This is a genomic window from Cytophagales bacterium (assembly GCA_033344775.1).
Taxonomy (GTDB): Bacteria; Bacteroidota; Bacteroidia; order Cytophagales; family Cyclobacteriaceae; genus JAWPMT01.
The window spans coordinates 853,307-865,887 of record JAWPMT010000005.1 but is presented as its reverse complement, the minus strand read 5'-3'; the positions used below and the strand labels follow the sequence as shown (position 1 = coordinate 865,887).

General features: G+C 43.6%; 10 protein-coding genes. 7 read left to right on the top strand and 3 right to left on the bottom strand.

The genetic code is table 11. From position 1 onward, the window contains the following. Positions 1–29 precede the first annotated feature (29 nt). Positions 30–2,147, top strand: coding sequence for a molybdopterin-dependent oxidoreductase (locus R8G66_21240; GenBank protein MDW3194911.1), 2,118 nt, complete (start codon positions 30–32; stop codon positions 2,145–2,147). A gap of 48 nt (positions 2,148–2,195) precedes the next feature. Continuing rightward, positions 2,196–2,843, top strand: a complete 648-nt coding sequence (locus tag R8G66_21235; protein MDW3194910.1) for a hypothetical protein — start codon at positions 2,196–2,198, stop codon at positions 2,841–2,843. 156 nt (positions 2,844–2,999) lie between these two features. On the opposite strand, the gene R8G66_21230 is transcribed toward R8G66_21235, so the two are convergent. From R8G66_21230 to R8G66_21220, 3 genes are all read right to left on the bottom strand, one after another. After that, complete coding sequence (locus tag R8G66_21230) at positions 3,000–3,632, bottom strand: response regulator transcription factor (protein ID MDW3194909.1); 633 nt, start codon at positions 3,630–3,632, stop codon at positions 3,000–3,002. Continuing rightward, a complete protein-coding gene (locus tag R8G66_21225; protein ID MDW3194908.1) occupies positions 3,629–5,497 on the bottom strand; it encodes a tetratricopeptide repeat protein in 1,869 nt (622 codons plus the stop codon). The genes R8G66_21230 and R8G66_21225 overlap by 4 nt, the downstream gene beginning before the upstream one ends. A 67-nt stretch (positions 5,498–5,564) precedes the next feature. Continuing rightward, entirely contained in the window at positions 5,565–6,029 is a 465-nt protein-coding gene (locus R8G66_21220; protein ID MDW3194907.1) for a hypothetical protein, read from the bottom strand. A gap of 172 nt (positions 6,030–6,201) precedes the next feature. Between R8G66_21220 and R8G66_21215 the strand changes: the two genes are divergently transcribed. From R8G66_21215 to R8G66_21195, 5 genes are all read left to right on the top strand, one after another. Next, positions 6,202–6,483 (top strand): hypothetical protein, encoded by a 282-nt coding sequence (locus R8G66_21215; protein ID MDW3194906.1) that lies wholly within the window; start codon positions 6,202–6,204, stop codon positions 6,481–6,483. A 126-nt stretch (positions 6,484–6,609) separates the two neighbouring features. Then, positions 6,610–8,637 (top strand): alkaline phosphatase family protein, encoded by a 2,028-nt coding sequence (locus R8G66_21210; protein ID MDW3194905.1) that lies wholly within the window; start codon positions 6,610–6,612, stop codon positions 8,635–8,637. Positions 8,638–8,937: 300 nt separating this feature from the next. After that, positions 8,938–9,453, top strand: coding sequence for an inclusion body family protein (locus R8G66_21205; protein MDW3194904.1), 516 nt, complete (start codon positions 8,938–8,940; stop codon positions 9,451–9,453). Between the two features lie 121 nt (positions 9,454–9,574). Beyond that, entirely contained in the window at positions 9,575–9,910 is a 336-nt protein-coding gene (locus R8G66_21200; protein MDW3194903.1) for a PadR family transcriptional regulator, read from the top strand. Positions 9,911–9,914: 4 nt separating this feature from the next. After that, on the top strand, positions 9,915–12,530 hold the full coding sequence (locus R8G66_21195) for an ABC transporter permease (GenBank protein MDW3194902.1): 2,616 nt from the start codon (positions 9,915–9,917) through the stop codon (positions 12,528–12,530). The last annotated feature ends 51 nt before the right edge of the window (positions 12,531–12,581 follow it).

Here is a 12,581-nt window from a genome sequence, read left to right as displayed (position 1 = left end):
ATGGTCAGATAAGACATACTTCAAAAGTCATGAATGAATTATCTTACAAAGATAATTTGACTGATATGGCTAAGAAATCCGGGACATTTACACATTACAGAACTTGCAATCTCTGCGAAGCCATGTGCGGCGTAGAGATCGAGGTGGTAGATGATGAAATCAAATCCATCAAAGGAGATAAGCAAGACCCTTTTAGCAAAGGATACATCTGTCCTAAGGCCACAGGACTACAGGACATTTACAAAGATCCGGATCGCCTGACCAAACCAGTGAAAAAGACCGTCGATGGCTGGGAGGAAATTTCCTGGAAAGCAGCTTTCGATCTGGTCGAAGAAAAGATCGAAGCACTGCAGGAACAGCACGGTGTAGATGCGCTAGGTGTGTATCAGGGAAATCCAAATGTTCACAGCCTTGGCGCCATGCTATTTGGCCCCAATTTTATCAGGTCACTTAAGACCAGGAATCGATTTTCCGCTACTTCCGTGGATCAGTTGCCACATCATTATGCATCGCAATTCATGATTGGACATATGTCTATGATCCCGGTTCCCGATATCAATCGTACGCAGTTTTTCTTGTGCATGGGGGCTAATCCTGTGGTTTCCAATGGCAGTTTGATGTCGGCAGGAGGGATGCCTCAAAAGATGAAAGACTTACGTGCCCGGGGAGGAAAGATCGTGGTGGTGGATCCAAGAAGAACAGAAACAGCAGATAAATCTGATCAGCATTTATTCATCAAGCCAGGAGCAGATGTGTATCTGTTGGCGGCTATGATCCATGTGCTCTTTGAGGAAGGAAAGGTACAGTCCTTATCTGATATTTATGAACATGAAGAGGGGCTTCAGGAGATGTTTCAGGCCTATTCTCCTGAAAGTACTCAGAAACTTACCGGCATAGACCCACAAGCTGTGAAACGGTTAGTAGCTGATTTTTGTGAAGCTGAATCTGCAGTTTGTTATGGACGAATGGGGCTTTCAACGCAGGAGCATGGTGTGCTTTGTCAATGGATGATCAACCTGATCAATATTTTGACTGGCAATTTTGATAAAGAAGGTGGAGCCATGTTTCCTTCACCAGCGTTTGATACGGTCGGGATGTCCGGTAGAGGTACCTATAAGAAATTCAATCGCTGGCAAAGTGCAGTAAGAAACCTACCTGAGTTTGGTGGGGAATTACCTGTAGCCGCCATGGCGGAAGACATACTTGCCGGGGGCATCAAAGGCATGCTCACTGTTGCCGGGAATCCGGTTTTGTCTACTCCTAATGGCAATCAATTAGAGAAGGCACTGGAAAGTATGGAGTTCATGGTGTCTATTGATATTTACATCAATGAAACTACCAAATATGCCGATGTGATTTTACCACCTGCCACAGGTTTGGAAAATGATCATTATGACGTGGTGTTCCATACCTTGGCCATCCACAATCAAGCAAAATATTCCGAAGCATTATTTGACCCGCAGCCTGGAGCGATGAAAGATTGGGAGATCCTTAAAGCATTGGCCAAAAGATTCTCAAAACAATCACTCAGCCAGAAATTACAAGATCCATTCATGACGCCTGAGACCATGCTGGATGGAGGTTTTAAAAGAAGCAACAATAACCTTTCAGTGAAGAAACTGAAAAAAGAACCACATGGTGTTGATCTAGGCCCTCATAAGCCGGTGCTACAGGATAGGATATACACCGATTCCGGAAAAGTGGATTTGGCCCCATCCTTATTTGTAGATCAGTTGAAGAAATTGTCCCTTGATCAGGGTGAAGATGGGTTGGTATTGATCGGTCGTCGATTGCTTCGAAGTAACAACAGCTGGATGCACAACAGCTTGCGACTGGTAAAAGGGAGAGATATGTGTACCTTATTGATCCACCCCGAAGATGCAGCTCAACGTGCGATTGAAAATCAGCAGGAAGTAGAGGTTTCTTCTCGCGTAGGTAAAGTCCGGATCAAAGCAGAGATATCCGAAGAAGTCATGCAGGGTGTGGTGAGCATCCCACATGGATGGGGACACAACCGAAAAGGAACCCAATGGAAAATTGCGGAAGAACATGCCGGTGTGTCTATCAACGACCTGACCGATGATCAGTTTGTTGACCCTATTTCAGGCAATGCGGCTTTTTCAGGTGTGAAAGTAGAAGTAGCCTAACTTATGGATAATTATTGTAGAACCTTAAGGAGAATTTTTGATTGAATAATGAAGCCATTCACGCTGCTTGTTAGTTGTCTATTGTTGGTCGTGGCTTGTACGCCAAAAACAAGTGAACAAAAAGTTGAGGAGGTAGCCCAACAGGAAGTTGAAGAACCAACCACTTTGGAGGAAACACCTGAAGCACCGACTGGTTTTGTGGTCCGCGATCCCAATGATGATGAACTGAATGAATTTGGAGTGATCACCGAAATGCAGGATGCTGGCTATCCTTTGTACAATGTGACCATTTCTTTCCCGGAACGCGGGAGCTCCAGCAACTTTTCTCTCAACGCCGAACAAGCAGCGCTATCGCATGAAGCAAGTGCCTATCTGGAGCAATATGCTACAATCTATTATGAGTCAGAGGAATCAACCGAAGTGTTGGACATCATCTTCAACGGACAATTTCTGCTAGGTGAGTACGCTCCTGAAGATCATGAAGGACTCGAAAGCTTCACAGGTATTATCCGCGGAGCAACCCGGACTTCAGGAGACTTGCCAAGTAGCCTTAAAATCGAAGGAGAGGAGGGTACACTGGAGTTTGAATATTTCGTAGACAATGAAACAGTAACTGCCAATGATCAGCAAGTTACAGTGTACTACTACACAAGATACGTAGACGTCATTACCTATCTGGAACTTTCTGCAGATTAGCAAAAAGCTCAGCTAAAATAAGCGCGTCATGCCGGTTTTTGTTGACCTACCTTTTCCATGTCAACGAAAGACCGGTATCTCTTTCTCGCGCTTTTCTGAATCTATTAAACAACAGGAAAAAAATACACTCACCTAGATTCCCCTACTAGGCCTCAATCAAATCAACTCCCTTTCCATCGCCAATCGGATCAACTCCGCGGAAGTCTTTACCCGAAGCTTTTGCATGATGTTCCTGCGGTGCGTTTTTACCGTGTGCTCACTGATGAAAAGCGCTTCTGAGATCGCTTTGGTATTCATCCCATCGGAGAGGCACTTGATGATCTCGATTTCCCGATCCGACAATTCCTGCAAGGTATTTTTGGCCGCTGTTTTCCCCCGGAAATAATCAAAAACCTGATCGTTGATCTTTGGATGAAAATAATTTTGCCGCTGACTCACCTTTTTGATGGCTTCTACCAAATCTGGCTTGGAAGCATCTTTCAAGATGTAGCCCTGAGCCCCTCTTTCCAACGATCCACGGATCCTTTTGATCGACTGGTGCATGGTAAGCATCAGAACGGGGATCTCATAACCTTTCTTTTTCAGCATATCCATCGTGGCAATGCCATCGAGGATTGGCATGTCAATGTCCATCAGGATCACATCAACCTCTTGATCTTCCAGAATGTGCGGAACTTCATGGCCATTTTGTGTTGTGCAGGTCACTTCAATACCATCTGTTGGTTTGAACATAGATTTCATACCTTCTACAAACAACGCATGGTCGTCGACGATAAGTACACTGATCATGAGGTGATTTGATTTTCAGGGATGGCGAATGGGATGTCCACGTTGATGGTTGTCCCCCGACCTGAGGAACTGTCCATGTGAATTTCACCTTCCAGTTGATGGATCATTGCTTCAAGGCTATCCAGCCCAATGCCTTTATCAGATTTTTGAAGTTTCTCAGGATCGAATCCTTGACCATTGTCTTCTACCATGATACTGATCAGGTTGTCTTCCTCAAAGCCGGTCAGGGAGATGGTCAGTTGCGTCGCTCCCGCATGTTTCAGCACATTACTTACCAACTCCTGGACGATGCGATAGATCATTATCTCATCTTCTGAAGAAATGTGAATCGCTCCCAGGTCTGCGGAGAGTTTGGTTCTTATCTGCTTGGATTGCTGCAAGTGATTGACCAACTCTTGTAGCGCCGGGATCAAGCCAAAGTTTTCAGACACGCCCATGTGCAGCTCATGAGACATGTTACGAACATCTTGTGTAGCCTGATCTACCAGTCCAATGATCGTGTCCAGTTTATTTTCTTCGTGATTTTGGTCTAATCCATTCAGATTAACCTTAACTGTAGCCAGCAAGCTACCCAGGTGATTGTGTAATTCTTTGGCCAGGTGTTGGCGTTCTTCTTCCTTGCCTTTCACCATGGACTGAAGCGCCTTAGTTTCCTGAAATTTCAGGAGGCCATGGATTTCATCTTCATGTTCCTTGCGCTCTGCCTTGGCCATGAGTTCTGTATTGTAAAAGCGCTGCCGAAAATACAAGATAACAACACCAGATAACACCAATAAAATAAAAGCAATGGCTACATAGGTGCGTTGTAGTTCTTTTTCCCGTTCCAAAATAGTAATTTCCTGGTTTTGGAGATCGATTTCGTTTTGCTTTTGACTTACTTCAAACTCCGTACGCTGATCTGCTATTTCCTGCACATTTTTCAGGTTGATCACACTGTCGCGATAAGCGATGTAGTCTTTATAATGTTGTAGGGCTTGATCTGAATTTCCTTGACTTTCGTAAAATTCAAAGAGTTTGAGATTGGCATCTGAGATTTGTTGCTTGAGTTCATATTGAACAGCCAGATCAAGACTTCTTTGCGCATAGGCTAAGGCTTCAGAAATATCACCACGTTCCCAAAAAATATCTGCCATCGAAAGCAGATAGAAGCACACTGGGTAGAAATTTCCCAAACCTTCTAATAGATCAATAGCTTGATTAATATTTCTTTCAGCCAGCTCCGTTTCCCCCATGTTGGCATAAGCCATACCGGTATTTCCTAATGTAAATGCCTGCCCGGAACGATGATGGAGTTTGTTAAATATTTTGCCGGATTCTCGAAAGTAGTGTAGGGCTGAATCATATTCTTTAATTGTTAAAAAAGCATCTCCGGTATTTAATATGGTGCTTGCCAGTGCCACAGTATCATCCGTTTTGCTCAATACTTCAATTGCTTTTTTAAAATATGGAAATGAATACTCATAACTTTTAGTGGTAACGTATAAACTCGCCATTGCGCTATAGGCAGCTCCTTCTCCTCGAGCATACTTTGTTTTTATCGCCAGATCAACAGCCTCGATAAATGCCTTGAGAGCAACTTCATGATAACCCAGCCCCCAATTTTTATATCCTTTTTGAAGCCAACCTTCGAACATGGCTTGGTCGTCATTTAAGGATTCCCCTAAATGGATTAAGGCTTCGGCATACTCTAAAGCCAATTGAAGGTCTGTAACTTCATTGAAAGCCAATTTTAATAGTAGTTTGATCTTAAGGGAGTCATTATTTTCCTTATGATAAATAAGCATTAAACTATCAGCTGTTGATTGCTTTTGTGAGAACAACTGAAAATGAACAAGAAAATAAAACCCCATAAGAAAGAGTTTCATATAGGGTTTTTTTATTCTTGACATACGATTAATCATCTTGTAGATTCTCAATAGTTGGCTCAGGAATTTATTTGGTTAGGTCATCAACAGTGCCCGTTGTAATAGTCATTTGCGGGTCTTTGTACCAGTAATCTGTGCCATTGGTAATAATTATAGTGTACTCCACTGTGGTTGAAAACTTCATTTCACCAAGAAGAATGGGGTTTTCCGTAGATCCTGGTACAATTAGAGGAATACCTCTTGCTTCGGTATCTGCACGTAATGGTGATTTATTGATTCTAATTCCCGGTTGCGAACCAGTGCCTGGATCATTCGGGTCGGAAATGGAATTCCAAACAATAATAGCCATGAAGCGGATCATATTTGAATTTTCCGTGACATTCAGATAAACAGGGTCATTTACGAACCCTGTAATATTTTCAACATCCATGGATCCATCTGGACCTAACCTAACATTAATGATACGATCAGTAGATTCATTTTCTTGGATTAAACTACCGTTTTGGGAAACTGTCGATGATTCAATAGCCATGATTAAGTATTTTAAAATTGTTAATTATTTTACCCAAAATTGCTATTTCATATCGCTGCACGGTTACCCCAATCGGGGTATTACTTTACTTACCTCTTTACTAATACGTTAACTTAAGGTACATCAAGCACGGTAGCCATACAATAACTTTGCAATAACTTAAAAGCGTTAATTGATAAAATACTATCCATTATCATATGAGTGCAATTTTATTGTCTTTCCCAGTTGTCGTTCGATTGAACTTCGCCGCATAGGTCAGGGATATCAATTATTCATCTCGGCTGAGCCGGGCAAAGCAATGGGTGACCGGGATTATGGTTATTGCCTCTCTGTGATTGGTGTGGACGAAGAAAACAGTTCTCCTGTAGAAGGTGACTCACTCACATTGTGGTGCTTTGATAGCGATAAAGACAACAACTCGGGAACCATTGAGGCATCCGTTCAGAAATTCTAATTGATCAATGAAGTCTTGAATGCATGAAAGCCCATGTACCGACTGGGCTTTTCTTTTGCCTAGCAGTTGCACGGCTCAAGGGCCTTTACTAGTTTAGAAAGCTACAAGCATACAACCAACACGTACATGGCAAAACCCTTTGATCGCATCATTACGGTGATGTTTGAAAACCAGTATCGCAGTTATGTGATCCAGAATCCATTTTTGAAAAAGCTAGCCTCCGCAGGTGCGGATATGACCAATTATTTTGGTGCTTTTCACCCTTCCCAAACCAATTACATCGCCTCGTTGGCTGCCGAAGTTTGTGCGGTGACCAATGATACCCCACCCGTAGCGCCTCTGATGCAGCAAACCCTGGTGGATTTACTGGAAAAGAAAGACGTGAGTTGGAAGGCCTATATGGAAGCCTATCCAGGCGACCCCTGGAATCCGAAGTGGAAAGTTCCGGGTTACTCAAAAACCACACCGCCTCCCATCGGTCAGTTTCCTCCTGAAGGTGCGGCTGATTTATCACGGTATTACCGAAAACACAATGCATTTGCTTCTTTTCACACCATTCAGAAGGAAGAGCGTCGCTGGAAGAGGATCGTGAGTGATGTCGAGTTTTGGCAGGATGTGGCCAATGATTCACTGCCAGAGTACAGCTGGTTCACACCCGATATCTGGAACGATGGACATTACCTCTACAATACGCACATCGATACAAATCCGCGTACGCAATTAGTACCCCAATTGTCGGCCTGGTTGGAACATGTATTTCTGGGGCAGATTGCCTATGATAACATCCAGGGCGGGATGGCCACCGGATTGCAAAATATTGGCTTAAACCTCGATGTGGATCTATTGCTAACTGATCCTAAGAAAGCATGGAAACAGTCTAATGTGCCCCCGCGAACGTTATTGGTGGTCACTTTTGATGAAGCAGATTTTGATGCAGTAGGGTACGATACTTCTTATGATGGCCCAAATCAGATCTACACCGTATTGCTTGGAGACATGATCAAGCCGGGAACAGTTATTCCAACACCTTACAATCATTTCAATCTGATCCGTACGGTAGAAGAAAATTTCAATCTGGGCAGCCTAGAAAAGAATGATAAAGACGCCAATTGGTTCCGTTTTTTATGGGACGAAGAGTTTTCCTGGAGCAAGGTGGAGGAAACGTCATTCGCAGTAGGTCAATTCCTTGAAGTAGCTGCAGGAAAGAAGGAAGAACTGATGGTCTTTTCTGATAAAAACGGAGTATTGCAGCAAAGTAGCTTAGGTAAGAAAAAATGGGACAAGCCTTCAGAAGTTGGGATACCTGCCGGAAACGGCATAAGCCTGACTTGCTTGAATGGTATTTATTATCTGGTCACTTCAGATGAGCATCAGGCTTTGTCTTTGAGTATCAGTAAAGAAGGGTCAGGAAAGTGGTCCAAACCTGTAGGCCTGAAGATCAAAACACATGGAAGTTTCGCAGTGTCATCCTTTTTGGATTATGCATCGGCTCAACAAAAACTGATGCTTTGTTGGGTAGGAGGAGATGGCTTTATGCAGTCCATGCTGGGAGATGAAAAGGGATTTTCCGGTCAGATAATACCCGTGGGCCAATTGACGGATGGTACCATGACCCTGGGCCAGGTAGGAGGGTCGTTATTTCTGGTTTACAAGGAACGAAACACCCGAAAGATGCGCATGACTTCTTATAATGTGGCACCTTTCAATGCCTTTGATGCGGTGAATTTCCAGGGCGATCCGGCACCTGAAAATGATACTTCTCTTCATCAATGGGCAGTAGCAGACTATCCGGTTGGACACTTTGCCCGCAAGATGGCCGCCTTAAAGGATGAATACCAAAACCTGGGAAACATGACCATGGCTACCGCTTCTGGTGAAATGCATTTGGTTCATCGGGGAGGTTATCCGGATCTGTCTAATGCCTACACCGAGATTTTCGGCTTGACTGGTATCTATACAGCTTCTAATGAATTGACCAATGGCTATGGCACGCTCGACCAGGCCGGGTGGACTGATGAACGGGAGATGGAGAACGTATCGATCAATATTGACAGTCCGATCAGCATGACCTCAGATGGCAAAGTACTGACCCTGGTTTGGCAAGATGCCCAGTCAGGTAAGATCAAATACCGGCAGGGTAGCTATAAGGATTAAAGAGTACTATAATTAACGATAAATCAAGGGTCTGGCACTTTTGCCAGGCTTTTTTGTGTTCTGAATTTTAATGGGTCACCAGGTCGATACCCCAATCACGTTATCCAAAACAATACGTTTTTGTGATGGTCTATTTCGATCCTGGTTCCCTGACCTTTGACTTGTCAATTGCGAATCAAGAAGCTTCAAGATGCACGGACAAGTGGAGCAGAACCCACTTTAATCAACGAACTGTTTCTGTCCAGACATGATAGAAGGCGATACCGAAAAGCCATATGAGTAGGGGTTAAATTTTTAATCATGAATAATATAATCGATGTTCAGGTAACCATTGATACGGATACATTAATCAAAGACGTCCCTAACCCAAGCAAAAATCCAGAAAGTCCATCACAAATTGGCCATCAGTATGCATTTATGGTGGTAACAGATGGTGCAGCTATTTCAGGTCAGGGAGGTGCGGATTTAAGTTTTGCAGCTCAGGTAGGAGACACAGTGCGATTCCATGGGAGTTCCGCATCCAATAATTTTGAGAACGCGGTTTTACTTTATGGAATGCCCAGGTTTGGTGGTTCCCAGGTATTTAGTGAATTTATCAGTTATACTTTCACCAAATCAGGAGTTTCTCCTTCAAATCCAGCCGTTCTTCCTGCACATGTAGGATCGGAAAGGTTTTGGTTTTTTCAAGCCAATGTGATTCAGGCAGGTACTGAGAATTATCAGGTACGGTTTGCGGTGTACCAAAGAGATGATAATGGTTACCCGGTTTTATTAGGTTATTACCAATGGGATCCTCAGATTGTCGTACAAGGGTGATAATTGAAATGATTGGCCTCGGCACCACGCTGAGGCCTTTTTCTTAACTATTACTCTTACAAATGCAACACTAATCAAATTAATGCCGTACATTAGTCTTACAAATAGAATACTAATATCCATGAGAGGAAATCATTTAGGAGAATTAGAAGAACTGGTCCTGTTGTCTACCGCGCTTTTGGCTGGCAATGCATACACGGTGACGATCGTGGAGGAAATTGCACGGCAAACCAATAGGGAACTGACATTAAGTTCCGTTCACACTTCATTGAACCGCCTGGAAAAGAAGGGTTTTGTCAATTCCTACATGGGAGGGGCCTTGAAGGAACGCGGTGGCCGGAGAAGAAGACTTTATAAGATCACTTCTATTGGTTATCAGACATTGAATGAAGCCAGGGAAGTCCGGAATCGCATGTGGTCAGTGATGCCGGAATTGAAGTTTGATTTTACCAGTTGATCTTTTGAAACCGACACAACAAAATCCTCCTGAGTGGCCTGACCGATTCCTGGAATGGTATTGTGCCGAATACTATCTGGAAGAGGTGCAAGGTGATCTGCACGAGTGGTTCGAATTGGAGAATCAGCGTGTGGGGTATCGAAAAGCAAGTCTTCGCTATTGGATCATGGTGTTCCGTTATTTCAGCCTATTCAGGCTAAAACCTTTTCAAAAACTCATACAACATCCGAATTATCTATCTATGAAAGCGATTGCTAAACTCACCTTCAGGAATCTTCGTCGGGACAAATTGTCCGGGCTGATCCGCATTGGGAACTTTACCCTGGGGATTACCATCTTCCTGCTATCTCTGGTCTACGCCAGGTACGAATTGAGCTATGATCAGTTTCATGAAAAAGCAGACCGCATATTTCGAGTAGGCTCATCCGCCGAAGGCAACAAGTGGGCTGCTACACCCATGGGAATGGGACCATTTGTGCAGGACAATGGTGGTGAAGTACTCCATATGACTAGAATGGCCCCAATAAGAAACACGACAATCAAATTCGAAGACAAGCTCTTTTATGAAAAGAACGGTTTTTATGCTGATAGTAGTTTCTTTCAAATGTTCTCATTTGAATTGGTACGAGGTGACAAGCAATCTGTATTAACAGATCCCAGGTCTATTGTGATTACCGAGCGCATGGCCCAAAAGTATTTTGGTGATCAGGATCCGATGGGTAAACAGCTCGAACTTTCTAGTGATTCGGACCGGGAAGGGAACATAGAACCACGGATCGTTTCTGGAGTCATGCGCGATCTGCCGGAGCAGTCTCATTTACAGTTCGATTATCTCTGTTCGATTTATTCCTTCAACGAAAGGTTTTCTCGACAATGGCGCAATTTTTGGGTGTATACATATGTGGAGTTAGCTCCCGGGGCAACAACAGAAAATACAAAATCGATCATCAAGCAGGAACTCGCCAGCATACGGGACATACCTGAGGATGAGCTAAGTCTTTATCATATATTGATGGTCCCAATTAAGCAGATCCATCTGTACACCAATCATGAAAAGGAGTATGCAGATAATGGTAATGTCTATTACGTGTACATTCTCTTCTCTATCGGTTTGTTTGTCCTGATCATTTCCTGTATCAATTTCATTAACCTGACCGTGATCAAAGGACTGGACCGGTCGAAAGAAGTAGGCTTGAGAAAAGTCGTTGGTGCTAACCGGTCTCAACTTGTTGTTCAGTTTCTTGGAGAAAACAGCATTTTACTATCGATTTCCGGAATCATATGTTTGTCTGCTTTGGCCTTATTGGCACCTGTTTTTCAGGAGTTTTCAGGCTTGAAGCTCCCGTTGAATGTATTTACTTCCCCTACAATTTTAATAGCACTAATTGGGATTTTGATCACCCTGCAAGTGATCAGTGGGTTGTACCCGGCGTTGGTGTTAAGTAGGTTCATGCCAGCTGAGACTTTGAAATCAGGAAGCCAATCCCGGTCCATGAAAAAGGTCGGATTGACCCGGCAGGTGCTGATGATTGCACAGTTCTGTATTTCAGTGATCCTGGTTATTAGTTCCATGGTGGTCTATGATCAATTGGCTTACATTCAATCCAGGGACCTTGGATTTGAAAAGGATCAGGTACTGTTGATCAGGCTGGAACGCTCTATTACAGGTCAGTTCAATCAATTCGAAAATGAATTGTTACAAGTCGCAGGGATCAAATCCGTGTCGACTTCCTCTTCTGTTCCTGGTTATCGGATCATGCTGGAGGGCATGTCTGAACTAGGCTCCAGTGAAGAATATAGCAGTCGGCTATTGTATGCAGATGAGACTTTCCTGGAAACGTATGACATCAAGTTGCTTGAAGGAAGGCATTTCGATCCAACCATCGAACTGGGAAATGATGAGTATATGTTCAACCAAACTGCAGCAAAGCGCTTTTTCGGAGATAGAAATCCAATCAATCAGGAAATTACTATCTCTGGAGATACAGGGATTGTTGTTGGGGTCATCGAGGATTTCAATTTTCAGACATTACATGCGGAAGTTGAACCGCTGACTATTTCGAATTTGCCCCCAGCCATCTTCGGATACGCCAGCATCAAATATGAAGCTCAGGCCACGGACAAGGTCCTGGCGGCTATTGAAAGGGCTTCACTTCAGGTCTACCCCAATCTGCCCCCTTTGGAAGTCGAGTTTTTAGATCAGCGATTTGAGCAGCTTTACCTGGCGGAAAGCAAGTTGATGACCATCGTTTGGGTGTTTTGCATTATCACGATTTTGTTGACCATCTCAGGGGTTTTTGGCGTGGCCAGCTACAATGCGCATCAGCGTGCGAAAGAAATTGCCATACGAAAAGTCCTGGGCGGCAGTCTGTTGGAATTGCTCAAACAATTGTCAAAAGGATTTGCCTGGCTATTGCTATTTGCGCTACTGATTGGACTACCTGGAGCGTATTACTTGTCCAACTGGTGGTTAGAAGATTTTGCTTATCGAATTACCTTAAGTCCTGGAATATTTCTACTAGCCGGCCTTTCCATGCTGATCATTATTGCATTGAGTTCCGGTATGATCACCTTGAGAACCGCACATTCGGACCCTGCCAAGGTGCTGAAGAGTGAATAAGATTTATTGGAATAAAATATAGAAGAGGAAGGTCGAAACCTTCCTTTTTCT